Below are 25,853 nucleotides of genomic sequence, written 5' to 3'. Positions count from 1 at the left end.
GGAGGGAGGAGGAGGAAAACGGCTTCGAGATTGCTGCTCCACTGAGGGAGTGACTTTGCGACTGTAAGTGTGACAATACTACCGAAAATTCGAAAGAATTGCGAAAATTTTCTTGCGTTTGCAATTGTTTACAAAGCGCATTGAACTTGTTTGCCATAGATGAATTGATCCGTACAGGCATGGCATTAGCACTCGCTGGACATGGCGATCCGCTGAATGCTTTGTTAAGGCTTGATGCGACCGCTGCCATGCTTTTCGGCTGAAATTCAGGGTTTGGACAGCAGGCGTTCCACCTCGTCGGTGACGCCTTTGCTCAAGGGATCAGTGGTGGACCAAAAGCTCACGACCTGCTGTCCGTCGCGTGAAATCAGATACTTGTGAAAGTTCCACTTGGGCTCGCTGCCGCTGCGCTTGATCAAGTCAGCAAAGAGCGGGTTGGTGTCGGGCTTGCCGCTTTTCACCACCGATTTTGCAAACATCGGGAACTTCACATTGAAGGTGTTTTCGCAAAACTCGGCGATTTCCTTGTTGCTGCCGGGCTCTTGGCTGCCGAAGTCGTTGGACGGGAAGCCCAGCACCACCAAGCCGCGGTCGGCATAGCGTGCAGCCAAGGTCTCAAGCGCCTTGTACTGCGGCGTGAAGCCGCAGAAGCTGGCTGTGTTGACGACCATCACCACCTTGCCCGCATATTGGCACAGGGCCAGAGGCTTCTCGTCTTGTAAGCGGGGCATCTCCCGCTGCAGCAGGGCTGGGCAAGCCGCCGTGTTCGGCAGGGCTGGCGCGCTAGCGGCAAAGCAAGCGCTGCTCATGGCGCCTGCCAACAGTCCAGCCAGGCTTAGCTTGCTGACTGGGAGCAGTTGGGGAATCATTTTCATAGTTTGTCCTAGTCAAATCATTGACATGCATCTATATTAGGGCAGGATTTGTTTCTTGTCCATGTTTTGTCTAGGACAAATAGAGTTGTAAGGGCTTGGCATGTGCGATCTGATTGAAACGCCCGGCATGGGTAAACGTCAAGAGGCTTTGGTGGTGGCTTGCGCATGAGAAATGGGGCAGAAAAGCCGACCGGAGCGGCGACCGATGCCGCGATCGCGGACAACACCGGCAGCTGGGTGGGGATTGCGGCGGTCGAGCGGGATACAGGTCTGAGCAAGGACACTTTGCGCGTGTGGGAGCGGCGCTATGGCTTCCCGCTACCGCAGCGAGACGGTGCAGGCGACCGTGTCTATCCGCCAGATCAGGTGCAGCGCTTGCGGCTGCTGAAACGTTTGCTGGATGGCGGGCACAGGCCGGGGCATGTGGTGCCGGCGTCGGTGCAGGCTTTGCAGGCCTTGCTGCAGGACAAAGACGGCAGTCGGCCCGGGGGGCGAGCCGGGCTTGCCGTACAAGCAAAGCGCAATGGGCTGAACAAGGTGGGTGGCGGTGCCGCAGCGCTTGTTGCGCAATCAGATCAGTGCGCTGAAAGGGACTTGTGTTTGCAGCTCTTGCGCAGCCATAGGGTTGACGAGTTGCGTCTGCATCTGGTGCAGGCCTTGATGCGCCAAGGTTTGAGCGACTTTGTGCAGCAATGGGTGGCGCCCCTGACCCGTGTGGTGGGCGAGCAATGGATGCGCGGCGAACTGGAGGTGTTTGAAGAGCATATTTACACCGAATGCGTGCAGCAGATCTTGCGGCAGGCGGTGCAAAGCGTGCCGGCCCAGGGGGGCAGCGGCCGACCCCGCGTGCTGCTGACCACCTTGCCGGGCGAGCCGCATGGCTTGGGGCTGCTGATGGTGGAGTCGCTGCTGGCGGTTGATGCCTGCCAATGTCTGTCCTTGGGAGTGCAGACCCCGGCGGACGAGTTGCCGCGTGCGGCCGCTGCCCATGGCAGCGACATCGTGGCCTTGAGCTTCAGCGGCTTGATGTCGGCCAGCATGGTGCGGCGCGGCTTGGCCGATCTGCGCGCCGCCTTGCCGGCCTCCATAGAACTCTGGGCCGGCGGCAGCGCCTTGCTCTTGAAGCATCCGCTTAAATTGAGCGGCATCCAGGTCATCACCGAATTGGCGGCCCTGCCGGCGGCCGTGGCGCGCTGGCGGGCGGCGCAACCACAGCTCTAACCTGGCGCTTTAATGCGCGCGGCGACGGTACAGAATCACCAGCCCGAAGCCGAGGGCTGCCACCACCAAACCGCCGATGAAATGCAGCGAAGCGGTTTGAGCCAAGGCCGCGCCTGCATCGGTGATGGCCCAAGTCGCGAAATGGCTGATGAACTGCGGCATCGCCTCCGGCAGGACCGAGCCGTTGCGCATCTGGTTGTCGGCATCCATCATGGCGCGACTGGCGCCGTCGAATTGGGCGTGCAGCAAGTCCCAAACCACCGGATTGCCATAGAGCTTGTCCAGCACATTGCCGCCGATCACGACCGCAGCGATGACGACAGGCGTGCCCCAGCGCTTCAGCCACGCTGATGCTGCCATCAAGATCATGAACATCGGCGAGAGCCACAAGGTGAACAAAACCGTGCCAAGAGCTAGCCTGGCCAGCCCGGCAGCGCCGGCCACCAGCAAGGCCCACCAAGACACATCCATCAGCGCGCCCACGCCCATCGTCCTGATCACGGCGGCTATCGACAGCAGCACGCCCATCGCCGCACCGATGCCTAGCGCCAGCAAGAACACGAACACGGTGTGCATCAAAACGGTGGCCAGAATGCTCTCGCTGTGGCTGCCCGGTAGCGACATCCAGAACTCGATGCTGCGATCTTGGGTGTCTCGACGCGCCAGCCCCGAGAGCTGGAATGAGGTGACCAAGAAGGTGATGCCGAAGACGACGAGCGTCGACATTGATATCACCGCTGCGGCCAGCAGTGTAGGCGGGGGCAGATGATCATCCATCTGGATATGCCCAAAGGGCATTGCCACCAGCAGGATCAATGGCAGGCTCAACATCACGAGCAACCAGCCCAGATGGTGCTGCATCCACTCGCGCTGCAGCAAGGTCATAAATCTTGTCGAAAACATATCTTCTTCTCCTTGAAGCTCAAGCGGATTGGCGGGATTGCAGTTCTGGCTTGCGGGTCAGTGCCATGAACAGATCAACCAGGCTGGGCCGAAAGCGCTGGCCCAGCTCCTGCACATGGGCGGGCGGCGCGCCGTCGAACAGCGCGGCGGCCCGGCCCTGCTGGCGGTAGCGCAGCAAGGGGTGGGCCTGCGCGACGGCGTCCGCGGCGGCAGCGTCATGCGACAGTGCCACAAAGCGTGAATCCATTTCTTCCAGGCTGATATTGAGCACCAGCCGGCCTTCGTCCAGCATCATCACGTCGCTGAGCAAGGTCTCGATCTCCTCGACCTGGTGGGTCGAAATCACCACCGTGCGCTCGCCGTCGCACCATTCGTCGATCAGCATCTCGTAAAAACTCTTGCGCGACATCACGTCCAGGCCCAGCGTTGGCTCGTCCAGAATCATCAGCTTGGTGTCGATGGCGGCGATCAAGGCCAGATGCAGCTGCGTCACCATGCCCTTGGACAAGCTCTTGACCTTGTCGCGCGGCCCGACGCTGGTGCGACGCAACAGCACGCGGGCGCGTTCGGCCGAGAACTTCGGTTGCAAGCCGCTCATCAAGGTGATCAGCTCGTCTACCCTGGCCCAGCGCGGCAACACTGCCACGTCGGGGATATAGGACATGGACTGCAGCAGCTCGTTGCGTTGATTGCGCGGGTCCAGGCCCAGCACCTTCAAGTCGCCACTGCCTGCGATCAAGCCGACCATGGCCTTCATCAGCGAGGTCTTGCCGGCGCCGTTGTGGCCCAGCAGGCCGATGACGCGGCCCTTGGCGATGTTGAAGCTGATGTTGTCAACGGCAGTTTTCTTGCCGTAGCGAATGTTGAAATTGCGGGCTTCGATCAAGTTGCTCATTTCGTCTCCCAATTCAAGTCGGATGCGCTCAGGCCCAGGCGCTGCAGCTTCTCGCGCAAGAGTGGCCATTCGGTTTGCAAAAACTGCTCGCGCTCGCTTTGCCGCAAGCGCGCTCTGGCGCCGCCGCGCACATACATGCCGAGACCGCGGCGGCTTTCCACCAAGCCGTTGTCGACCAGGCTTTGCAGCGCGCGGCTGACCGTCAGCGGATTGATCAGATATTGGCTTGCCAGCTTGCGTACCGAGGGCATGGCGTCGCCTTCGGGCGGTTCTCCGTCCAGTAGTTGTACGGCCAGGCGGTCGGCCAGCTGCTGGTAGATGGGGGCGGTGTCGTTCCAGTTGTGCATATCAACGAGGGCCTGTGGCCTGTGTGTTGCTGATGTAGCACACCATAACAAAAGCCCCCACCTGGGGGGCCTGTGAAACGACAGTCTGCAGAAAACGCGGGATGAAGCGGTCGGATCAGCCGCCTTGCGCCTTCAACAAGGCGATGCGGTCTTGATCGGCCTTGCGGTCGGCGGCCACCGTCAGCGCGGCGGGTCGCTCGCCGACCAGCTTGGCATAGGACTTCCAGTCGATGCCGCCGGCCGCCAACAGGTCTTCGCCCAACACCGCCTTGCTGGCCATTGCCACCAGCGGCAGACTGACCCAGGCGGCGCAATCGGCCATGGCGAACTGTTCGCCGCCGACGTAGGGACCAAAGCGGGCCAGGCGCTTGAAGCCGGCGATGTTGTTGACCAGCAGTTTGTGGACGCGCGCCTTCGTACCTTCGCTGACGGTGCCGCCGAAAAAGGCTTGACCGTACAGCTCGCGCGCCACCAACTCCAGGTGCAGCTCAATGAAGACGATCAGCTCACGCTGTTTGGCCGCTTCGAAGGCGTCGCTGGGCAGCAGCGCCGGGCTCGGGTGGGCGGCCTCCAAATAGTCAAGGATGACCTGGCTCTCGCACAAAGCGCCTTGCGGCGTGCGGATGAAAGGCACCTTGCCGAGCGGGCTGCAGGTCAACACGGCCTCTTCGTGCGAGTGCGTCATCACCAACTGCTCTTCGAAGGGGATGCCCTTCTCCAGCATGAAGAACTTGACCTTATAATTAAGGAGAGTTCAGCGCTTGCAAACTGACTGAGTGAGTGGAATTTCCTCTATGTAAAGAGGTCTGATTATACGAGATTGCTTGAATTATGTCCATAAGTTAGTAGGTAAGCGACTTGGACGTGGGCCGTTACCGACATTTCCGTCACAAACTCGGCTAACGCCAATTGACCCGAGGCGTGGGGCAGCGCCGCCAAGATTGGGTGTTCGTCGCATACCCTCGCCGGGGCCTTCCCGGCGACCCGCCGCTAGCGGCGGGCAAGGGGCCGATGCTCCTCTGGAACGAGGGTGTTACGCAGCCAGCTTTAATTCGGTCTTGAAGGGGGTGTTTCTGCGCACTGCATCAGCGCCTGCAACCTGGTGGTGCGCAACGAAGCGGAACTCGGGGCGAGTATGGCCTGTTCCGCAGCTCGGATATCTCCGACCAAGACCACCTGGCCAATCGCCCGAGTTATGGCCGTGTACAGCAAGGAATTGTCGAGAATCCTGGAGTACCGAATAGGGACGATGACACGTTCAAACTGGCTTCCCTGCGCCTTGTGAATGGTCATCGCATAAGCATGGATGACGTGCCGCACATGCGCCGCAGTCAACTCATAGGGCACCCCTTCAAATTCGGCCCTGCAAACAGGTTCATCCGCGCTGGCGGGGTTGAGCGACTCGCTGACGCAGCCCAGTGCGCCATTTCGCAAGCCTAGGGTGTAATCGTTGGACCCGAAGAGCACCAAGTCGCCCACGAAGAGGCTGAGTTGGTCGGCGGTTCTCTCATTGACCGAGCCAAACTCATTGCTATGGCTGCACACGGGCTGCGCCTTTGGCGCGAAACGACTGTGCAGAATGTCGTTTAGCGCCCGTATTCCGCCCGCTCCGGAGCGGGTCGTGCTTAGCACTTGGACTGAGAAGTCCTGACCGGTCCCCCCCAGTTCCGAGTAGATGTTGGCTACGGTGGCGTCAAGGGCGCCTTCCGAGCAGGGTACAACCGACACCCCTGTTCCCTTCCCGACGTAAGGCGCCCACTCGGGGTTGCAGTGGTCCCGGACTGCTTTCGCCACCATAGGTATTCCGGATGCTGCCGTCTGCCGCTTGACCGTCTTTAAAAGGGTCTGCGGAATTGACGGCTGCCCAACCAATGCGTGGAGAACGAGGCCGGGGCCAATCGGCGGCAGCTGCGAGGGGTCGCCAATCAGAACTAGGCGTACGGCAGGGATGTGTCGAAGGAGTCGATACATCAGGATGACATCGACCATGCTGGCCTCGTCAAGGAGGACGGTCGAGCCTGGCGCGATATCGTCGTCAAGCAGGAAAGCCGCAATGGTCTTGCTTGGCCGACCTGTCGCCTGAGTCATCCGTTGAGCAGCACGACCTGCCAATGCAATTTGATGAATGGTGGCGCCTGGCGTCACTTGGTCGATAGCTTGACATAGCGCTTTTAGGACGGTGGTCTTCCCCGTTCCAGCTCCCCCCAGAATGAGGCTCACTCGGTTGGTTGCGGAGGTCAATATTGCTTCGCGCTGCTCGGGCGTCAGCTCGATGCTGTGCAAGGACTCATAGAGCGCAACTGAGTTCTGCACATCTTGAGTTCGAGGCAAGTCCACAGTGAACAGCTCATCTTGGTCGGGGCCTCGACCGGCTTGCAGTGCTTTTAACCGAGCAGCAATGGTTTCCTCTATGTGAGCCAGGCCTTTTGCTTGGACTAGGCCGGCCGATTCAGTAACTACGCCGCTACCCAGCGCTGCCGATAGGGCTAGCTCGGCCCGCTGAGAATTTCCCAGAAGCAGGCGCAATCGACTCTTAAGGTTTTCGCAGGGCAGCGCGGTGTCCCCTCTGTCCATTGCTCTGTAGAGGGCTTCTTCGACGGCAGCTATGAGTCGCCGCGAGTCATCTGGGCCTATTTCAAAGCGTTTCTGTGCGAGGTCGTCAACCGTCTTCCAGTCCGCGCAGAAGGACACAAGGACGTACGGATTCATTCCGACCTTGACTCTGGCGTCTTTCCCCCAGTAACGCGCTACAGAGGCCCCTAGCGCCCTTGGTAGCCCCAATTGGTCCAGCCAGAGCAAAACTTGCGCAATGCCGTGCTTCTCAAACGCGGCTACAAGGGTGCGGGCGGGCTCTTCTCCTACCACTGGCGCCAACGCGGCAATGTTTGCGGACTCAATGAGCGCGGGCAGGTCCGTGCCGAAGGTCTCCCAGAGCCGTCGAGCTCGAACTTCTCCGATGCCAATACATTCGGAAGACTGGGCAATCCAGGCGACGAGGTTCTTGCCGCTAGGGCGCTGCAAGGCTACCTGTGAGGCCCGTATCTGCACCTCGCTACGAACGATACCGTCCACGGTATATGACACGGGGGCGGCCTCGCCTTCAACGGACCAGACTTGGGCGCGCTCAACGAGACTGGAGTCCCCGAGGAGAGCGTAGTTCACCACTACAACGTAACTCTCTCCCAAATCCGTTTTTCCGGCAAATATGGCACCGCCGGCGGCACCTCGCGAGCGCACACTCGTTACGCGGAGAAACACCTGTACCACGCTCATGGCGGAAGGAGCCTTCCAGTCTGGGACAAGTGAATGTCTGCCAACGCGGAGCGTCGAAGCCGTTCTCGCAGTTCAGCTGTTTCAGCCCGGAGGGCAGCGTTTTGTTCTTCGAGGGTTTTGACGCGCTTTTCCAGAGTAGCGCGAGCTGACATCGCCCGCCGAACCTGCTCGTCAGCAGCGCCGACCATCGCTTTTAATTCCGGGTCGACCAGAGGCGCTGCGCTTAGGACGCCTTGGTCTGCTAAACGAACCTCCAATGCGGCCAACGCTGCAGCAAGGCTCGGGTTTTGTTGCAGCGCCGCCCTGCCAAACTCGCACTCCTTGGCTAGCTCGCTGCGATTGAGTTTTCCGGCACGGATGTAGTCGGGCCAATCGGCCGCCCGGTCTCGTTCGACCACCCATTCATTGAAGCGTCGAACCGCTTGAGCCGCCAAGTGCCCTACGCTTGGCATCTCAGAGGGTCCTGTCGATTGCGGGAAGTGGCTCGTTCAGCTGTTCCAGGGTTATTTTGCGCAGCCTTGCGTTGTACTGCCAACGTCTGAATTGCTCTTCAAATTTGCTAAGGGTGCGGTTCAACTCCGCAATTTCGGCGTTCTTGGCCGCTAGCTGCTGGCCTGCAGCAGCTAAGCTGCTGGGCATGGGGCGCTTAGCAGGCGGGCTAACTGTCAGGCCTTGCTTTCGGGCTTGGAAGGCCGCGAGCACCCCGGGATGCGCATTTAGCCCGGACCGACTGGGCGTGTAGCCGAGAATTGGCTCCGCAGCTGCGCAAACCGACGCCCAAGTTATCTTTTCCTCATCCCATGCTCGGATGAGGTTTTGGATGGCCGCAACGTGGACGGCCTTGATGTGTGTGTTACGAGCCATCCGTTACCGTCTCCGAGGCTACTTTGTTTGGGTTGGATAGTTGCTTGGGCTTATGCACAGTAATCGACTGGACGCCTTGCTCGGCGTTGCTCAAGGCATCAAGCATTTGCTTCATTACATGAGCCGGCGCTGAGTTATCCGCTAGAGCCCGTTCGGCAATTCCGCGCAGGACGCGGTGCAAGTGGGTCGGATGCTGAGCGTGGGACAGTCGAATGACGGACCGGTCCGGCACATCAGGGTTTTGCAAGATTGAGATGAGCTGTTCGAGCTTGGTCGCGTAGCGCAATTGCAGGGCCAGCCACTCCTGTGCTCCCCAGTTCTCCTGGGTAACCGCTGTCTTTGCCTTTTCGACTTCAGCCAATACTTGGCGGTGTAGGCGGTCGATTCGGGCCAACCTCTCTTGAGCGGTGGAGTCGGAGCCTTTGATGCACGCGTGTTCGCTGCATTCTAGGCATGCAACTAGGCCCTCGCAGGGGGCCATCGCCCAATCGTGATGGCACTCGCCATACTCGGTTTTAAGGCCAGCGAGCTGCGGTTGGATGTCAAGGTCGGCACATGAGCGAGGCTTTGGCCCGCTGTCGATGCTCCAATGACTGGCTTGCAGCGGACGCGCCTCCTCGGTCCTGGAGGGACGATAGGCTAGCTGCGCGTCCATTTCGTCTATCAGTGGGCGGGCATGGTCCACGCGCTCTTGCTCCGGCCGATTGTCATAGGTCTCGTTTTGCTTAATGCTCAAGCGACCCGACCAGTGCGCAATAAGGTCGTCAGGCAATTCCACATGTTGTGCCTCCGTGTTCAGTAGGTGGCGTGGTTGGTGCGACGTCAGCTTCAAGGGCTTGCCGTCGGTACTCGTGTAGCCATATCGGTCAAAAATGTTGACTGACCCCCTTGCTCTTGAGGGTGCGACATCGAACGCGAATGCCGAGCTCAGGCTAGGGAGCCATAGCGTCACCATGCTGGTTCTATGCGCCGAGAGTTGGTCGGCTCGCATGCAAAATAAGGCGTCGCTGAACTTTAGCCCTCCCTTACTGCCAAGTGCTTGGTCTTTCTTGCTGACGTAAGGGAAGTAGGGGTGCTTTTTCTCGTGGAGGGGGAGTACCCAATCTTTCCACAGCGAGGCCAGCGTATGCCGGCAGTCTGCGGTGCTGAGCCCCGCAGTACTAAGGCTTCCCGTGCTTGCCTTGCCCAGCGCCATGCAAACTTGCTCAGCAGTCAGTGGCTCGTCATCAGCAACCGCGGGGCAGTTCGAATGGCGGAAGAATCGATTGCGAGTTTTGGCGTTCTCAAGGTGACGAGCCAGTGCGCGCGCTTCTTCTGTAATTAACGTCAGTCTCTTTATTGCAGTTAGCGCGGTAGGCACCATGCCGGACCATACCCACTTGACGTAGGCCCCGAAGCCCTTACTCGCGTGCAGCCGCAACCCCGTCTGTTCGTTGCCGAATCTGTCAGTAGTCTTGACTTCTAAGTTCACAGGCAGTCTATGAATTTCTTGCCCGCGAGAAGGTGCCGAAAGTAGTAGAGCTACGACGCTCGTGGTGTAGATGTCCCTATGGTGCCTGTCGTCTTCTGGGTCCAAGTCGCGATTGAAGATATTGGCCAGAACCTGCAAAGCCTCCAGGCTGGGTAACTTCTGTTGGCGAGCTCGGTCCCCTTCACTCCCCGCAGTGGTGCCCATATTGCGGTGCGAACGAATTGGTGATGTCCAGCCATTCAGCTCAATTGGCAAGATGCCCTGGGCAATCAAGGTCTGCACCATCGATTGAACAGCATTGCCGGCTTTAGGGCAGGATGCGCCTGTGTGAAGCTTCATCGCCAGCGCTGTCGCGCGGTCAAGAACACCTCGGTCAATTTTCAACGGGTCGGCTATTTCGTGAAGCTCAAGAAGGGCTAGCTCAACAAGGCGAAGCCCCATGAGACGGCTGCCTTGTTCGGCTTTTGACTCTCTCGGATTTTGAAGGTGCTGCGTCCTGATGTAGGCTTTCGCAAAGTCGAGGAAACCGGGGTCAAATAACTCTGAGCTGTCGTACCCCCTTGTTCTTGGACCGCCTTTCACGACGCCGTGCTTGGCGAATACACCCACTCCCTTCCAGTGGGGCGCTTCCCAGTCGTAAGCTAAGCCCTTGAAGCCCTCTTGGGCTGTTTGGATGTACGCAGCGAGGGCTTCTGCCCGCTTTCGAGTGGCCCGACTCCGCAACTCGGAGTGAAGTGGTTTTTGTGAGTTGTTCACTGTCAAGTGCGAGCCGCCAGCTCTTGTTTTCTGGCTGTGCAGCGCTGAACTACATTGATGACTGCCGATATGGTGGCGTCACGTCGACGAGTTACGGGATGGTCGTCGCCTAGGGTTTTGCATTCGAGGCTGCGTTCTCGGAGCAAATCGGCCAATACAGATTCATGGGGGCCGTCAATCCAAGGTTGGAATCGCTCACAGGTGTAGCAGGCTAGAGGGATTCCGCCTCCCAAACCGCACTGCTTTTGGATGCCGCAAGTGGCTGCGCCGTTACCCTGGTAGTAAATTCGACTTTGTTGAGGGACGTTTCCGGCAACTGCATCCGCTTCAGAGTCCACAATTTCGCCGCGGAACAGGGCTGCAACGTGATTCATGACCAGGGAGCCCTTTAAGGCTTCGTTAACATGTGCAGCATGCTCGGGTAAATTGTCAATGTAAATGCCCGCGCTATCGAGGTTGGAGTGGTCCAGCAACCAGGCTATCGTTGGCCGGTTAACGCCCTGGCGGGCCAAGTCCGTGCCCTTTGTGTATCGCAGGCGTGTTACGTCTAACTGCAGGGGTGTTCCATCACGCGCTTTTGCCCCGGCCAGCTTGCCAGCCTTTTGCAGCATTTTTGTTACTTGGGTTCGGGTTAGGTGCCAAAGCTGCCCTTCAGCGTGAGTCCGCAAGGTGGCCAGTGCGAGGGCGTGGCTTTGCTCGCGGAGTGATTTGGCGGCAGTTACGGTATTGCGAATATTCTTCCAGTTAGGGAAGAGGGGTACGCATGCCAGCAAGTGCTCGACGTCTAAGTGCTGCAATTGGAAGCCGTTCTCTTCCAAGAGTTGATTAAATTCGGCGCGCACCATTTCACGCTGAGCCTCGAACAATGCGAAATTCACCTCTATGAGCTGTATGCTGCGACGCGTTCTTCGAAACCCATGCCCTTGTTGTTTGGCCCTTGGCACATGTAACAAATAGAGCTGTTCGCCTTCATTTTTACCGGGGGTCGGGTCCCCTTTTCGACTTCTGTCTACATCCAGGCACTTGAGGGCCGCTGACTGGCCCGTCCTTCGGCCCGTAACGATATGGAAGACCACGAGGCTGAGTAGCTCTAAGCTGATGTCGCCGGCTTCTACGCCTCGGTAAATGTCTCGCGTCAGATTGAGTAGCTCATCTGGCGTTAGGGGCCCTTTTTGGGGGTCTTGAATGCGTACCGCGCGACCTTTTTCAGAGGCCTTGAGTCGCATTTCTCGCAGTACCCTGGTCGTGTCGGCAGAGACGCCCGGCTGCCGCAACGCTCCCCAGTGTTTGAGGAACGCCCGTAGCCTTATCAGGTACTCTTCATGACCGAATTCGTTGATGAGGCTTTCTCGATAGCCGCGTAAGTCGCTTGCGTCCCAATGATGAATCACACTAGAAGGAGCAATCGTTCGGTGGTAATGTCGTAAGACTGTCGCGTGCCCATGTACCGTATTGGCACTAAATTTGCTGACTAGGTTGCGCAGCGTTCCAACCAATCCTTCCGCTAGCTCTGAGTCAAAGAGGCTGCAAAGGTCTTCAACGTAAAGAGTCGTCTGTGCATCGATAGGCCACGTTGGCATTCGACTATCGAATTCCACCCCATCCCTGGTTATGACCAAGTAGGGCTGGTTGTTCGATGCTGGGAGCACCGCCAACGGTCTCGGAATGCTGGACTTTTTCATAGGCTGTCAGGCTCTTCGCTTGAGATGTGTGCGGATTTAATTGCCTTGGTGAGCTCTTCTTGTGTTCTCAACGAAGTCTTATTTGCATGCCGCTCTGTTTCGCGTGCTGTGTAGTGGCTGTCCATGGTTGACTCGGGGGCACGTCCAGCCAAAAAATTGCGTTGGCGCCGGTCGCGTTCGCTGTTTCCTGGGGTTGCTTGGTCACCTTGCTGAGCCCTGGCAGTTGCATCACCGTTGAAATGCCGCAGTAGGTGCGGATGTAGGTGGGACAGCCGCGGTTCTGCGCGTTTGATGGTTCTGAATACTTCCTTAAGCGCCTCAATCGTCATTGGCTGGCCTTGAGTCGGGCCTGACTTGTGCGTCACCAGCAAATACGGATGCTTGGACGCGCCAGCTACTGAGCGACGTAGCGGCAAGTATTGATTGATAAGGCTAACCAAACTTGGACCGATTGGCAGCGTGTGCGACCGCGTTTTAACCAAGGGCTGATTTACGCGAGGGTCGTGCACGTTGTCAGCGCGTCGAACGATGTCAATTTGTCGTTTTGATAAGTTGATGTCACTCAACCGGATGTTTAAAATTTCACCCCGTCGTTTCCCGAGAAGGCGCAAAAGGTCGATAGCCAGCAAGTTGCGGACCTGCACCATGGGGGTGAATGGGTTTGTCAGCGAGCCTTCGGCAAGGAGGCCACAAAGTAGGGCGTCGTCTTCGCGAGAAAATGTATTCGACTCTATGTCGGTCTTTGAGTCGATTTGAGCCGGACGCAGTGCCTGAATGTTCTCAACCATCGCATTGATGACCGGCGCCCGTCCATCTCCGCTATCGCCGGCCAACTCTTCGCCAAGCCACTTTAAAAAGCGTGCGAAGTAAGACAATCGTTTGTACTGAGTCGACGGGGCGACGGGAGGCACGGCAGGGATGTACCCTCGTTTGCCGTTTCCGAGGGCAATTACTACGGCTTGGTGCTTTGCGCTTGGTCCGTAATTGCGTTGAGAGCTTCTGCGTAACGCTTCACACTCAACTCTATCCAAGTAGTCCCCTGCCTTGAAGCGCGGTACCAACTCAATGCCGGCTTCTGCCGCGTGTGCAAACAATACGTTGATTGCGTTGAGCTCGGCTATCTGCGTCGAAACCGAATGCCCGGCATTCCGCAACTTCATGGTGACGTAGAGCGTGCTGTAAGGCTCTGGCAGGCCGTCTGAGTCGACTAGAAACGCAGCGCGCTCTCCCGAACCGAAGAGGGAGGTTTTGAGTCGGCAAGGCAATGATGCGCTTATGGACATGATGAAATCATACCATCTGCAGAATATTTCACAATATGAATTACAAAGTGTCTTGTAAGAAACGTTAATTTCTCACAGATAAAACCTGGCTTAAATACAAAATGCAGCTCACTTCACCCTACTTGTTGTAGTAATTCGAGAGCGAGAAACCGCAGAGCTGAATCATGAGCTTGCCTTCTGGTTGGGGTTTGAAAGATGGGTCAGTCTAGAGCCGCAGCCAGTCGCTGACCTTTGAGTTTAGAAACCCGGATTGCATATAAGCCTTGCGGATCACACCTTGCTGGCGCAGCTGTTGCAGGCCGGCATTGAGCGCCGCTTGCAGTTTTTGAGCCTCTGGATGCACTTTGGATATCAGGTAATGCCGCGTGCCCTGCATGCCGATCTTGACGCCGGGGATCGGTAGCAGGCGTACGTTGCCGACTTGCAGGCTCAAGTCCGGCGTGGCTTGAAAGGGCGCCAACAAGAAGTCGGCTCGGCCGGCGGCCACCATCTTGGGCATCAACTCCCAGTTGGTGACATGTTGGGCTTGAATGCCCAGCCGCTTCAAATTGCGCCAATCCACCAACCAGGTTTGATTGGACAAGCCGCTCAAGGCCTGCAGGTCCTTGAGGTTCTTGGCGCTCATTGCCCGGGTATTGGTTTCAACCGTGTAGAAGCCGGCCTCGAACTCGCCATCGCCGATCACCGCCTGGCTGAGCTGCACGGAGGCCTCCGCGCCGCTGATGTCTTCGCTCCAGTAACTGGTGCTGCTGGAAATAACATGGCCGGTGCCGAGTTCGCGCAACAAGCGTTCGACCGAGGGCATGTCTTGAAACTTCAAGGCCGTGCGCCAGCCGCCGCGGTGCAGCGCCTGGTGGAACAGCACCACTTCAACCACATCACGGCGCGAATAGGGGCCGCCGAAATCATTCAGTTGCAGCACATCGCGCTGGTTCAAAAAGCGCTGATAGTCGGCCATCACGTCGGCCGGCCCGGCCGCCAGCACCGCGCCCTCGGCGGCATGGGTCGGCGAGCCGGACAGCCCGCCCATCAGTGCGGTGCCGGCCAAGCCGAGGCGAAGGCAGTCGCGGCGGCTCAAGGGCGCTGCGTGTGGATTACAAGCTAGCATTTTCACCGCGTGATTCTGCCTGCGGCTGCGGCCTTTGATTGACCAGAACAACCCCTATTGCCAGAGCGAGCAGCGCCAAGATCAGGCGCAGCGTGATGTCCTCTTGCAAGAGCAGGGCGCCCGCCAGCAGGCCAAACAGCGGCGTGGCCAAGGTGAAGGTGGCCAGCCGCGTGGCCGGGTAATGCCGCACCATCCAGAACCAGAGCAAATAACTGGCAAAGCTGACGATGACGGTTTGAAACAGCAACAAACCGCTCAGGCGCAGCGACCAGACCGCCGGCCAAGCCTCGCCGCGCAGGGCGGCCGCCAAACACAGGCCCAGGCCGGAAACGACCAGCTGATAGAACAGGGTCTTTTCAGCGCTGATGCGGCTCAAAACACTGGCGCGAATCGTCAGCGTGGTGCCACCCCAGAACAGCGCCGCCAACACCCCCAGCGCGTCGCCGACCCATTGGCGAGGATTGCCGCTGCTCTGTCCAAAGCCTTCCGAGAAGGCCCATGCCACGGCCGCAAAGGCCAGCAACAAGCCACTCACCTGGCGGACGTTGAGCCGCTCGGAAGCCGCAATAAAAGGCATGCCCAGCGCCACGACAAAGGGGCTGAGGTAGATAAACACGACCATGCGCGAGGCGCTGGTGTACTGCAGGCCGACAAAGACGCAGGCGAACTCCAGGCCGAACAGCAGGCCTGCCATCAAGCCACCGCGCAGGCTGCCGTCGCGCTCAAACAGCTTGATGCCGCGCATCCCGGCCCAAGCCCAAACCAGCAGCGCCGCGCCACTGGAGCGCAAGCCGGCTTGCCAGAGCGGGCCGATTTCGCTCAAGCCGGCCTTAGCGGCGACCTGGTTCAAGCCCCACAAGATGCAGCACAGCAGCAGGCTGCCGACGGCAACACGGTCGAGATGGGTTTTGCGCAAATCATTCATCCGCGCACTATGCCTTGGCTAGGTTCGCCGGCGCGCCAGCCCTAGCAAGACCAGGGCGCTGAGCGCACCGGCCAGCGCACCGGTCAAATGCGAAAACGGCACGACGGCAATGTCCCACTCGGCCAAGTGACGCATGGGCTCTCCCAGAGGCTGCTCTTGCCAAAGTTTGATCAGCAGCCCCAGCGTGACGCCGGCACCGATCAGGCGCTCGCGGCCGTCGCGTCTGAGCAACTCCACCAGCACCACCGCGACGCCCGCATGCAACACGCCCGAGAGCCCGCCGAAATGCGGCAGCGTCGGCTGCAGCAGCAGCGCGATCTGCGTCAGCGGCCAGGCAATGAACCAGGCCAGGGCACAACGGCTGGGCACGCGCGCGCCCCAGCCGAACAGCGTGACGACGGCGCAGGCCAGCAGATTGGCCCACAGATGCTGCCGGCTCCAATGGACGAAGGCGCTGGTCCAGGCGCGCCAAGGTTCGCTGGCTAAGAGCTGCGGTTGCCAGTCCAGTACGCTGCTGGGGAGCAGCCAGGTCAGCAGCGCGGCCAGGCCCAGGAAGATGCCAAAGCCGCTCCAGCCATGGCGCGCCACGTTCAGACGAACACCGCCTGCCACAGCGCCAGCACGGCATCGCGGTGCAGGTCCAGGCCGAGTGCGCCCAAGTCCGCCGCTTCGACCGCCGTGGGTTGCTCATCCAGCCTTGCCTTGTGCTGGGCGCGGCGCAGCTCTCGGTAGGCATTGGCTGCCTTGCTGCCGACCCCGGCCGGCAGCAGACCCGCTGCTTCAGCCCGCTGCAGCAGCGCAATGGCGCCCGCGTTGGCGATCAGCTCGGGGTGCGCGCCGGCATGGGCCAAGACCAGGTATTGCAAGGCAAACTCGGCATCCATCATGCCGCCGGGGCTGTGTTTGACGTCGAACTTGCTCATCCGGACCGGATGGGCGGCGCGGACCTTGTCGCGCATCGCCTGAATCTCCAAGCGCAGCGCGGCCTGATCGCGCGGCGCGGTCAAGACATGGCGGCGTACCGCCTCGAAGCGCTCGGCCAGGGCCGGGTCGCCGGCGCAAAAGCGCGCTCGCGTGATCGCCTGATGCTCCCAGGTCCAGGCGGTATTGCTGCCGCGCCCGGTCTGGTATTTCTCGAAGGAGGCGAGAGAAGTCACCAACATGCCGGAATTGCCATTCGGGCGCAGCGCGGTGTCGATGTCGAACAGCTCGCCGGCCGAAGTGCGCACGGTCAGCCAAGTGATCAGCTTGCGCACGAAGGCCCCGTAGATTTCGGGTGCCAGGTCTTTGTCCGCTTCGTCGCTGTCGTCGAACAAGAACACCACATCAAGATCGCCGCCATAGCCCAGCTCTTTGCCGCCGAGCTTGCCATAGGCAATCACGGCAAAGCGCGGCGCCGGGCGGTGGGCTTGCTTGAGCCGCGCCCAGGTCCATTCGATCGTGCATTGCAAAATCGCGTCCGCCAGCGCCGACAACTCATCGCCCGCCTCCTCGACCGTGATCTGACCCTCGATATCGCGCACCAGGGTGCGAAACACTTCCGCCTGATGGGCGCGCCTGAGGGTGTCGAGCAAGGCTTCTTCATGCGCCTCGCCGCCGCGCTCCCAGGCGGCGTGGCGCTCTTGCAGGTCTTGCAGGAACACGGCACCGTCAAAGCGGTCGTTTTGCAAACGGCTGTCGGCCAACTCGTCGATGACGCCGGGATGCAGCATCAGATAGCGCATCGGCCAACGAGCCAAACCCAGCAGACGCAGCAGCCGGGCCTGCACTGCCGGCCTTTCAACCAGCAGGGCCAAATAGCTCTCGCGCCGCAGCAGCGGCTCGATCCAGTCGACAAAGCGCAAGGCCGCAGCCATGCTGCAGGCTTCGTCGCGCACCGCGACGGCTGCGCGGCCGACCAGCTTGGCCAGGCGCAGGCGCGACTCCTCACGCAGGCTTTGCACGCGCGGCTGCTCGGCCCAGCGCCGCACGGCGACGGCCAGCTCGCTCGGCAGCTTGGCCAGGAACTCATCCGAATCGACCGGCAGCGCCGGACCATTGCAGCTGCGGCAGCCATTGCCGCCGGCCTTGGGCGCCTGGCCGTCATGCAAGAGCGCGTCGAACTCGGTGGCAACGATCTCGCGCACCTCGCCCAAGCGGTCCAGCAGCTGACAGGAAATTCTTGCCCCTGCGGCGCCCGCTTGTTGGCACGGCATGCCCATGCTGCGGGCGATCCACTTCAGGTCTTCATCATTGCTGGGCAGGCAGTGCGTCTGCTGATCGTCGAGGTACTGAATCCGGTGCTCGACCTGGCGCAAGAAGACATAGGCGGCGCTCAGCTTTTCGGCGGCCTCGGCCGTCATCAGGCCGCGCTCGGCCAGCCGCGCCAGCGCCTTGACGGTCGAGCGCGTGCGGATCTCGGGGAACTGGCCGCCGCGCACCACTTGCAGCAGCTGCACAGTGAATTCGATCTCGCGGATGCCGCCGCGCGAGAGCTTGACGTCATTGGCGCGCTCGGGCCGGCCGACGGCGCGCGAGCGTGCTTCGTCGCGGATTTTGCGGTGCAATTGCCGCAGGCCTTCGAACACACCGTAGTCCAGGTAGCGGCGATAGACAAAGGGCGTCACCAGCGAGCGCAGGCCTAAAGCGCGGCCCAGCTGCACGCTCTCCAGCGGCGCCACCACGCGGCTCTTCAGCCAGGCAAAGCGCTCCCACTCGCGGCCCTGCACGAGGAAATACTCCTCCAGCATCGCCATGCTGACGGCCGCCGGCCCCGAGTTGCCGTTCGGCCGCAGCGCCAGATCGACCCGGAAGACTTGGCCATCATCGGTGACCTCACCGATCAGCGCATAGAGCCGCTTGGCGACCAGGGCGAAGTATTCATGCGCCGAAATGGACCCTTTACCGTTGACATTGCCATCGGTGTGGCCATCATCGTCATAGACATAAATCAGGTCGATGTCGGAGGAGACATTCAGCTCACGGGCGCCCAGTTTGCCCATGCCCAGCACCCAGAACTCGATGACCTCGCCGCTCGCATTGCGGGCCGCGCCGCTCAGCCCATCTTGCTCGGCGCGGGCACTTTTGAGCGCCAGGCACAGCGTCACTTCGGCCAGGCTGGTCATCACCTCGGTGATTTGATGCATCGCCGCGCCGGCCTCGATGTCCAGCACCGCCAGGCGCTCCAGCACCAAGTGGCGGGCCACCCGCAGCGCTGGGCCAAGCTGGCGGCCGGCGGCTTGCAAGGTGTGGATCAACTGCTCAATGGCGGCTCGGTCCGGCCGGCCGGCAGGCAGCAAACTCAGCTCGGCGGCATAGCGGCGCCGAATTCTTTGCACAAATCGGCTGTGTTCGGCCAAAGCCACAGGCGCAGTCTCGGGGACAATGAGGGAATCAATGGCTGTCATGGCTGGCTATGCTACGGAACCGCTCAGGGCCGCAGCGGCCAGCTTCAACTTACCCGAACTCTGTCTCACGGCTTGCTCCCCTCTTAATGTCAGTAAAGCCATCCCCACTATCCACGCGCCTGTTCTGGCTCAAACGACCCGGCCGCTGGTTGCGCAGCCTGATCGGCTGGGCGCTGGCCCTGCTCTTGCTGGCTTGGGGCTTGGTGATGGTGGCGTGGGGCTGCTTGCACTGGGTGATTCTGCCGCACATCGACGAGTGGCGTCCGGCACTGGAGCGCCATGCCTCACAGGCCTTGGGGGCAACGGTGCGCATCGGCAGCATCGAGGTTACTTCGGGGGGGTGGATACCGGCGATTGAGATGCGCGAGGTACGCCTGCTCGACCCCAGTGGCCGCGAAGCGCTGCGCTTGCCCAAGGTGGCGGCCGCGCTGTCGGCGCGCTCGCTGCTGAGTCTGAATTTGCGCTTCGAGCAACTGCTGATCGACGCCCCCCAGGTCGAGGTCCGCCGCGATGCCAAGGGGCGCTTTTTTGTCGCCGGCCTGAGCGTCGACGAGGCGGCGCAGGCCGAATCCACCGGCCTGGCTGAGGAATGGGCGGATTGGCTGTTGTCACAACATGAGTTTGTGATCCTGAATGGCCGGGTGCGCTGGATCGACGAGCGCCGCGCCACGCAAGCGCTGGAGTTGTCTGATCTCAACCTAGTCTTGCGCAACGGCGTGCGCCGCCATGAGTTACGCCTGGACGCGACGCCGCCGCCGCAATGGGGCCAGCGCTTTGGCCTGCGCGGGCGCTTCACCCAAACGCTGCTGGGCCGGCCGAGCGATTTTCAGGGCTGGAGCGGCCAGCTCTATGCCGATTTGCCGCGCGCAGATTTGCGCGAGCTTCGCCGTCATATTGACCTGCCCTTCGAGCTGAGCGAGGGCGACGGCGCCTTGCGCGCCTGGGTCGATTTCAAGCAGGGCCAGCCGCAGGGTGTGACCAGCGATCTGGCGCTGCGTGCGGTCAAGCTGCGCCTGACACCCAAAGCCGATCAACTCGACCTGGAAAAGATCGAAGGCAGGCTGCAGTTTGTGCACGCCGCGCAATCGCTCAGCCTGCAAGCCAGCCAGCTCGGTTTCATCAGCGGCGACGGCGTGATTTGGCCGCGTACGGATTGGAAGTTGGCGCTGCGCCTGCCCAAACCCGCTGCGGGCTCTGTCGTGCAGGGCTTGCCCATAGGCGGGGAGCTGTCGGCCGAACGGCTCGACCTGGCCTTGATGAGCCAGCTGGCCCAGCGCCTGCCGTTTGACGAGCAAACCCATGCCTGGTTGGCCGAGATGGCGCCGCAAGGCGTCTTGAGCCGGCTCAGCGCTAGCTGGGAGGGCCCGGTGATGGACCCGCGCCGCTACCAAGTCAAAGGTCGCCTTGAGGGCCTGCGTCTGGGCGGGCGCCGTCAGGGATTGGAGCACCTGGGCTTGAGTGGTTTGACCTTGCAGCTCGACGCCAGCGAAAAAGGCGGTCAGGCGCAGCTGAGCATGGCCGATGGAATACTTGAGCTGCCCGGCGTATTCCGCCAAGATCTGCCGCCGATTCAGCGCCTGAGCGCCAAGCTGGACTGGCGGATTGAATCGGCGCCCAAGCAGCCGCCGCACTATGAGCTGCGCGTGAGCCGCTTGGAACTGCTCAACCAAGATATGCAAGGGCAATTTGATGCGGTCTGGCGCAGCGGCAAAGCTGGACGTCGGCTGCCGGGTTGGCTGGAGCTGACGGGACAGATCGACAAGATCGATGCAGTCAAGGTTCACCGCTATTTGCCGCTGGCCGTTGGGGACCATGCGCTGGACTATGTGCGAGACGCCCTGCGTGCGGGTGAGGCGCGTGCGGTCAATATTCGCGTGCGCGGTGAGTTGGCCAAGTTCCCCTTCGACGGCGAGCGCGAGCGCGACGGGCAGTTCCGCATCACCACACAGGCGCGCGACATCGATTTTCTCTACGTGCCCGGCGTCGAGGGGCGGGCATCGAATTGGCCGGCCCTGGAGGCAGTCAATGCCGAGCTGGTGTTCGAGCGCGGCGGCATGCAGATCAAAAATGGTCGCGCCAAGATGTTTGCTTATGAACTCAGCGGCATCAAGGGCGGCATCAAAGACTTGCTGGTCAAACACCGACTGGAGATCGAGGGGCAGGGCAACGGGCCGGGCACCGAGTTGCTGAAGTTTGTGCGTCAGTCGCCGGTCAATGAAGCCAGCGGCGGCTTGTTGGCGGCAGCCACGGCCGGCGGCGCGGCGAAACTGAAACTGAGCTTGAATTTGCCCTTGCAAGACATGGACAAGTCGGTCGTCAAGGGGGCGGTGCAATTGCTGGGCGGGGAGCTGCGGCTGCGGCCCGATTTGCCCTTGTTGACCAGCACCCGCGGCAGCGTCGAGTTCGACCGCCAGGGCGTCAAGTTGCAGACGGTGCAGGCACGTGCTTTTGGCGGCGACTTGAGCGTCGAGGGCGGCAACCAAGCCGATGGCAGCCTGCGTTTCACGGCGACCGGCGTGGCCACGGCCGAAGCCTTGCAGCGTTCGCCCGAACTCGGGTCCGTCGCCAAATTGGCGCAGGCCGCCAGCGGCCAGGCCAGCTACCGGCTGCAGGTCGGGTTGAATCAAGGCTTGGCAGACTTTTCGATCACCAGCAATCTCGTTGGGCTGGGATTGGACCTGCCGGCACCGCTGCGCAAAGAAGCGGGCGCAAGCCTGCCGCTGCGCTTACAGCTCAAGCCGGACGGGAGTCGAGATGCCAAACTCGATGAACTGCGCTTCGAGTTGGGCAATCTCTTGCAAGCGCATTACCAGCGCGATGTCTCGGTCGAACCGGCGCGAGTCTTGCGCGGCGCGTTGAGCGTGCAGGACAGTTTGGCCGGCCTGCCCAGCAGCGGCGTGCAACTGCAGGCCAACCTGGACAGCGTCAATCTGGATACTTGGAACAAGACCCTGCAGCGGCTGTGGGGCTCGGCGGCAGCGCCGGGCAATGAGGGCGGGCAAGCGGCCTCGAGCTCCGGCCTGGCCAGCGCCTATGCACCCAGCCAAATTGCCCTGCGGGCGAATGAATTGCATTTTTCCGGCCGCTCTCTGACCAAGGTCGTGGCCGGCATCACGCAGGCGCCGGCGCCCACCAAAAACACTTGGCGCTTTACCGTTGATGCGGCACAAATGGCCGGCTATGTCGAGTTGCGAGGGGCTCAGCCAGCGCAGCCCGCGCGCGTGTTCGCCAGGCTGAGTCGGCTGTCCCTGCCGCATCAGGAGGCCGATGGCGTGGGCCAGGTTTTGGACAGCCAGCCCGGCAACGTGCCTGATCTGGATATTGTTGTCGATGACTTTGAGCTGCGCGGCAAGCGTTTGGGTAGGCTGGAGATTGAGGCGCAAGCCAGTGGCCCGGCGCATGACTGGCGCTTGAGCAAGCTGCAGTTGAAGGCGCCCGACGCCGTGCTCAACGCTACCGGCCAATGGTTGAATGAACCGGGGCGGGCACTCAGACGTACCCAGCTGGATTGGAAGTTAGAACTGCTGGATGCCGGCGATATGTTGGAACGCTTGGGCCAGGGTCGGGTCTTGCGCGGCGGCAAAGGTCACTTGACCGGCCAGCTGGGTTGGGCGGGCGAGCCGCTGGCGCCGGACTTCGCCAGCATGAACGGTCAACTCCATGTGCAGCTGGAGTCCGGGCAATTTCTCAATGTGGAGCCTGGCGTGGGGCGCTTGATGGGGGTGCTGAGCCTGCAATCGCTGCCGCGGCGTTTTCTTTTTGATTTCCGAGACGTGTTCTCCGAAGGCTTTACCTTCGACGGCGTGACCGGCGATGTCAAGATTACGCGCGGCGTGGCCAGCAGCAGCAATCTGCGTACGCGCGGCGTGCAGGCGACCGTCTTGGTGGACGGCCAGGCCGACCTTGCGGCTGAAACACAAAACCTGCGCGTGCTGGTGGTGCCCGAGTTCAATACCGGCGGCGCTTCGCTGGCCTATATCGCGATCAATCCGGCCATTGGCCTGGGCACGTTTTTGGCGCAGCTGGTTTTGAGCAAGCCGATCGCGGCCGCCAATACGCGTGAATTCCGCATTACCGGCAGCTGGGTGGACCCCAAGGTCGAACGGGTCGAGCACCACAGCAATCTATTTGAAACCGCGCCGGCGGCCGATGCTGCACCAGCCCCATCAGCCCCATCAGCCGCCGCCAGCGCCCCTTGAGGAGAGTGAATGATGAAAGTAGCCGCCGTTCAAATGGTCTCCGGCCCCGATCTGGCCCTCAATCTGGCGCGGGCTCGCCATTGGCTGGAGCAGGCCGCAGCCCAAGGTGCCGAGTTGGTGGCGCTGCCCGAGTATTTTTGCCTGATGGGCCTCGCCGACAGCGACAAGCTGGCGGTGGCCGAGCAAGGAGGTGATCTCCGCGCGCCCATCCAAAGCATGTTGAGTCGGGCTGCTGCTGAGCTGGGCCTGTGGCTGATAGGCGGAACGATTCCGCTGCACACGGCGCAGGCCGGGCGGGTCCGCAACGCCTGCTGCGTGTACACGCCCGACGGCGCTCAGGCGGCGCGTTACGACAAGATGCATCTGTTCCGTTTTGACAATGGCAGCGAGAGCTATGACGAGGGCCGCGTGCTGGAGGCCGGGACGGAGCCGGTGGCGCTGCAGGCGGGGCCGCTGCGGGTGGCTTTGAGCGTTTGCTATGACCTGCGCTTCCCCGAGCTGTACCGCAGCCTCGGGCCGGTCGACCTGATCAGTGTGCCGGCCGCCTTCACCTACGTGACCGGCCAAGCCCATTGGGAATTGCTGCTGCGCGCACGAGCGGTCGAAAATCAGGCCTATGTCATCGCACCGGCCCAAGGTGGATTGCATCAAAATGGCCGCAGGACCTGGGGCCACTCGATGATCATCGACCCTTGGGGTGAGGTGATCGCTTGTCTGCCCGAGGGCGAAGGTGTGGTGTTGGCCGACTTGGACCTGGCGCGCCTGGCCGCTGTGCGGCGCCAGTTGCCGGCCCTGCAGCATCGGCGGCTGTAGGTCTCGGGCGGCAATTCTGGAGGGCTGATGCAATGATGAGGCGATTTCTGTTCGGGCTGGCTGGGTTGATCGCGCTGGCCGGCTGCGGAACGGCCACTGATCCGCCCAGCATGGCCTTGAGCTCAAAAGAGAGCCTGCAAATGCGCGGCTGGGTGCCGGACCGTTTGAGGGGGCAGATTTCCTTGTCGCCGGTCACCGGCGGCCAGCCGACCGGCAGCATGTGGGGCAGCAAGGTCAGCAATCTTGCGCTGCAAGAGTCGATCGAGGAGTCGCTGCGTGCCACCGGCATGTTGGCGCTGCGCCCCGGCACGGGCAACTACCAAATGGAAGTGCAGCTGATCGAGCTGGAGCAGCCCATCATCGGCCTGAACACCCGCGTGGCCGTCACCCTGGCTTACACGGTGGTTGAAAAGCGCAGCGGCACGGTTGTTTATCAGCGCCGCCTGCGCAGTGCCTATGTGGCCGAATTTACCTCCGCCATGGTGGACCCGAACGAGCGCTTGCGCCTGGCCACCGAGGGTGCGGTGCGCAGCAATGTCAATTCGATGCTGCGCGATTTGATTGCGCTGGCGCTCAACTGATCAGCGCCTGCCGAACATCATCTGGCGCGCCAGCGCTTTTTTCAGCGGCGTGGCGGCCTGCAGCGCTGCCAGTGCCAGGCCGCGTGCAATTGGCAAGCCCGGCCAGCGCCAGGCAAATGTGCGGGCCAGAAAATCGGTGGCGGCGATCATGCTCCAGCGATCCGGCGCGCGCTGCCATTCGACCCGGCGCAGCGCCGCTTCTATAGGGCCACCGGCGCGCAAGGCATCGACCAGCGCGTAGGCGTCACGCAAGCCCAGATTGAGTCCTTGGCCTGCGACCGGGTGCAGGGTCTGCGCGGCATTGCCGATGCGAACGATGCGCCCGTCGACCAGGGTGCGCTCGGCGTTCAGCCCCAAGGCAAAGCATTTCAAGGGGCTGATGGCTTGCAAGACGCCGACGCTCTCGGGCAGCAGGCTTTGCAAGACGGCCAGGCGCTGGCTGTCGCTCAGCTGGGCGACCTCGTCCTCGGCCTGTGGCATGCACCAGACCAAGGCCGCACGGCGCTCGCCTCCTTTGGGCGGCAGCGGCAACAGCGCCAACGGGCCATTGCGCGTGAAGCGTTCATAGGCTGCGCCGGCCGGGCTGTCGGCACTCAAGGTCAGCGTGCCGACCCAGGCGTTTTGTTGATAGTCATGCGCGATCGCTTTGCGCGCCTGCTCGGCAAACACGCCGCCTTCGGCCACCACGGCCAGATCAAACTGCTCGGCGATCTCGGCGTCGATTTCCACCCCGTCCGCGACCGCCTTCAGGCCCTGGACGGGCGTGCCGAAGCGGCTGCTCAGGCGGGCCGGCTCAAGCGCTGCGCGGGCCAGCCAGCGCGCCTGCAGCGGCGCGACCAACTGACCGTAGCTGATCACCGAGCCCAATTCACTGACGCCTTGTTCGGCCGCACTCAGTGCCACGGCAGGTTCTTGCGTCGACCCGAACAACGGGTGTTTCAGGGTCGGTGGCGCTTGGCTGACGCTGACCGTCAAAATCGCCTGCGCCTGGCTCGCGTCCCAGGCCTGCAGGCGCTGCAGCAGTTGCACGCTGCCCAGCGCCAGGGCCAGGGTGCGCGGGTCGCCAGATACATCTCTGTCCAAAGGCCGGGCATCAAACAGCGTGATCTGCGCCTGCGGCAGCAGTTGTGCGGCCAGCAATGCCAAGGTCAAACCGGCCGGGCCGGCGCCGACCACGGCCAGGCGCAGCTGGTTGGCGGAGGCAGCCGAGGCGGCGTCGGGCGGATGGATTGTGCGCATAGTGGGTCGATGACTTTCCCGCGCTTGCGGGC

General features: G+C 61.4%; 18 protein-coding genes and 1 pseudogene. 4 read left to right on the top strand and 15 right to left on the bottom strand.

The features are described 5' to 3' along the window. Positions 1-266: 266 nt before the first annotated feature. A complete protein-coding gene (locus tag LNV09_RS05300; RefSeq protein WP_263556039.1) occupies positions 267-875 on the bottom strand; it encodes a glutathione peroxidase in 609 nt (202 codons plus the stop codon). 165 nt (positions 876-1,040) lie between these two features. Between LNV09_RS05300 and LNV09_RS05295 the strand changes: the two genes are divergently transcribed. Continuing rightward, positions 1,041-2,096 carry a MerR family transcriptional regulator gene (locus LNV09_RS05295; RefSeq protein ID WP_263556038.1) on the top strand — a complete coding sequence of 352 codons (1,056 nt, stop codon included), beginning with the start codon at positions 1,041-1,043 and terminating at the stop codon, positions 2,094-2,096. A 9-nt stretch (positions 2,097-2,105) separates the two neighbouring features. Here LNV09_RS05295 and LNV09_RS05290 read toward each other — a convergent pair whose 3' ends face one another. The 13 genes and pseudogenes from LNV09_RS05290 to glnE form a co-directional block, all read right to left on the bottom strand. After that, positions 2,106-2,999 carry a hypothetical protein gene (locus tag LNV09_RS05290; protein WP_263556037.1) on the bottom strand — a complete coding sequence of 298 codons (894 nt, stop codon included), beginning with the start codon at positions 2,997-2,999 and terminating at the stop codon, positions 2,106-2,108. Positions 3,000-3,018: 19 nt separating this feature from the next. Next, positions 3,019-3,894, bottom strand: coding sequence for an ABC transporter ATP-binding protein (locus LNV09_RS05285; protein WP_263556036.1), 876 nt, complete (start codon positions 3,892-3,894; stop codon positions 3,019-3,021). Further along, positions 3,891-4,241, bottom strand: coding sequence for a GntR family transcriptional regulator (locus LNV09_RS05280; RefSeq protein ID WP_263556035.1), 351 nt, complete (start codon positions 4,239-4,241; stop codon positions 3,891-3,893). The genes LNV09_RS05285 and LNV09_RS05280 overlap by 4 nt, the downstream gene beginning before the upstream one ends. Before the next feature lie 115 nt (positions 4,242-4,356). Further along, a pseudogene (locus LNV09_RS05275) lies at positions 4,357-4,992 on the bottom strand (glutathione S-transferase); the annotation flags it as partial. Positions 4,993-5,288: 296 nt separating this feature from the next. Further along, a complete protein-coding gene (locus LNV09_RS05270; protein ID WP_263556034.1) occupies positions 5,289-7,514 on the bottom strand; it encodes an AAA family ATPase in 2,226 nt (741 codons plus the stop codon). Next, entirely contained in the window at positions 7,511-7,966 is a 456-nt protein-coding gene (locus LNV09_RS05265; RefSeq protein ID WP_263556033.1) for a VPA1267 family protein, read from the bottom strand. Before LNV09_RS05265 ends, LNV09_RS05270 begins: the two co-directional genes overlap by 4 nt. Positions 7,967-8,367: 401 nt before the next feature. Continuing rightward, a complete protein-coding gene (locus LNV09_RS05260; protein WP_263556032.1) occupies positions 8,368-10,611 on the bottom strand; it encodes a hypothetical protein in 2,244 nt (747 codons plus the stop codon). After that, complete coding sequence (locus LNV09_RS05255) at positions 10,608-12,287, bottom strand: site-specific integrase (RefSeq protein WP_263556031.1); 1,680 nt, start codon at positions 12,285-12,287, stop codon at positions 10,608-10,610. The genes LNV09_RS05260 and LNV09_RS05255 overlap by 4 nt, the downstream gene beginning before the upstream one ends. Then, positions 12,284-13,570, bottom strand: a complete 1,287-nt coding sequence (locus LNV09_RS05250) for a tyrosine-type recombinase/integrase (protein WP_263556030.1) — start codon at positions 13,568-13,570, stop codon at positions 12,284-12,286. The genes LNV09_RS05255 and LNV09_RS05250 overlap by 4 nt, the downstream gene beginning before the upstream one ends. A 205-nt stretch (positions 13,571-13,775) precedes the next feature. Continuing rightward, positions 13,776-14,648: a transporter substrate-binding domain-containing protein gene (locus tag LNV09_RS05245; RefSeq protein WP_263556029.1), complete on the bottom strand. Its 873-nt coding sequence runs from the start codon at positions 14,646-14,648 to the stop codon at positions 13,776-13,778. A 16-nt stretch (positions 14,649-14,664) separates the two neighbouring features. Next, a complete protein-coding gene (locus tag LNV09_RS05240) occupies positions 14,665-15,603 on the bottom strand; it encodes a DMT family transporter (protein ID WP_263556028.1) in 939 nt (312 codons plus the stop codon). Positions 15,604-15,621: 18 nt separating this feature from the next. Beyond that, positions 15,622-16,215 (bottom strand): rhombosortase, encoded by a 594-nt coding sequence (rrtA, locus tag LNV09_RS05235; RefSeq protein ID WP_263556027.1) that lies wholly within the window; start codon positions 16,213-16,215, stop codon positions 15,622-15,624. Beyond that, positions 16,194-18,989, bottom strand: a complete 2,796-nt coding sequence (gene glnE / locus LNV09_RS05230) for a bifunctional [glutamate--ammonia ligase]-adenylyl-L-tyrosine phosphorylase/[glutamate--ammonia-ligase] adenylyltransferase (RefSeq protein WP_263556026.1) — start codon at positions 18,987-18,989, stop codon at positions 16,194-16,196. Before glnE ends, rrtA begins: the two co-directional genes overlap by 22 nt. Before the next feature lie 86 nt (positions 18,990-19,075). Here glnE and LNV09_RS05225 point away from each other — a divergent pair, with 86 nt between their 5' ends. From LNV09_RS05225 to LNV09_RS05215, 3 genes are read left to right on the top strand one after another with little or no spacing between them, the layout of a single operon-like run. After that, entirely contained in the window at positions 19,076-23,188 is a 4,113-nt protein-coding gene (locus tag LNV09_RS05225) for a YhdP family protein (RefSeq protein WP_263556025.1), read from the top strand. A 12-nt stretch (positions 23,189-23,200) separates the two neighbouring features. After that, positions 23,201-24,001: a carbon-nitrogen hydrolase family protein gene (locus LNV09_RS05220; RefSeq protein WP_263556283.1), complete on the top strand. Its 801-nt coding sequence runs from the start codon at positions 23,201-23,203 to the stop codon at positions 23,999-24,001. Between the two features lie 32 nt (positions 24,002-24,033). Further along, entirely contained in the window at positions 24,034-24,582 is a 549-nt protein-coding gene (locus LNV09_RS05215) for a hypothetical protein (protein WP_263556024.1), read from the top strand. Here LNV09_RS05215 and LNV09_RS05210 read toward each other — a convergent pair whose 3' ends face one another. Next, entirely contained in the window at positions 24,583-25,821 is a 1,239-nt protein-coding gene (locus LNV09_RS05210; RefSeq protein ID WP_263556023.1) for an FAD-dependent monooxygenase, read from the bottom strand. It lies immediately after the preceding gene. Positions 25,822-25,853 lie beyond the last annotated feature (32 nt).

Origin of the sequence: Paucibacter sp. B2R-40 (assembly GCF_025717555.1) — a bacterium.
Lineage (GTDB): Bacteria > Pseudomonadota > Gammaproteobacteria > Burkholderiales > Burkholderiaceae_C > Paucibacter_A.
The sequence above is the reverse complement of the archived record's forward strand: the minus strand, read 5'-3'. Positions and strand labels throughout refer to the sequence as shown.

Bases quoted from the DNA above. Each gene is read 5' to 3' on its own strand.
- LNV09_RS05300 (WP_263556039.1), bottom strand. From the start codon at position 875: ATGAAAATGATTCCCCAACTGCTCCCAGTCAGCAAGCTAAGCCTGGCT.
- LNV09_RS05210 (WP_263556023.1), bottom strand. From the start codon at position 25,821: ATGCGCACAATCCATCCGCCCGACGCCGCCTCGGCTGCCTCCGCCAAC.
- LNV09_RS05220 (WP_263556283.1), top strand. From the start codon at position 23,201: ATGAAAGTAGCCGCCGTTCAAATGGTCTCCGGCCCCGATCTGGCCCTC.
- LNV09_RS05255 (WP_263556031.1), bottom strand. From the start codon at position 12,287: ATGAAAAAGTCCAGCATTCCGAGACCGTTGGCGGTGCTCCCAGCATCG.
- LNV09_RS05265 (WP_263556033.1), bottom strand. From the start codon at position 7,966: ATGCCAAGCGTAGGGCACTTGGCGGCTCAAGCGGTTCGACGCTTCAAT.
- LNV09_RS05285 (WP_263556036.1), bottom strand. From the start codon at position 3,894: ATGAGCAACTTGATCGAAGCCCGCAATTTCAACATTCGCTACGGCAAG.
- LNV09_RS05270 (WP_263556034.1), bottom strand. From the start codon at position 7,514: ATGAGCGTGGTACAGGTGTTTCTCCGCGTAACGAGTGTGCGCTCGCGA.
- glnE (WP_263556026.1), bottom strand. From the start codon at position 18,989: ATGACAGCCATTGATTCCCTCATTGTCCCCGAGACTGCGCCTGTGGCT.
- LNV09_RS05215 (WP_263556024.1), top strand. From the start codon at position 24,034: ATGATGAGGCGATTTCTGTTCGGGCTGGCTGGGTTGATCGCGCTGGCC.
- LNV09_RS05280 (WP_263556035.1), bottom strand. From the start codon at position 4,241: ATGCACAACTGGAACGACACCGCCCCCATCTACCAGCAGCTGGCCGAC.
- LNV09_RS05225 (WP_263556025.1), top strand. From the start codon at position 19,076: ATGTCAGTAAAGCCATCCCCACTATCCACGCGCCTGTTCTGGCTCAAA.
- LNV09_RS05250 (WP_263556030.1), bottom strand. From the start codon at position 13,570: ATGTCCATAAGCGCATCATTGCCTTGCCGACTCAAAACCTCCCTCTTC.
- LNV09_RS05295 (WP_263556038.1), top strand. From the start codon at position 1,041: ATGAGAAATGGGGCAGAAAAGCCGACCGGAGCGGCGACCGATGCCGCG.
- LNV09_RS05290 (WP_263556037.1), bottom strand. From the start codon at position 2,999: ATGTTTTCGACAAGATTTATGACCTTGCTGCAGCGCGAGTGGATGCAG.
- LNV09_RS05240 (WP_263556028.1), bottom strand. From the start codon at position 15,603: ATGAATGATTTGCGCAAAACCCATCTCGACCGTGTTGCCGTCGGCAGC.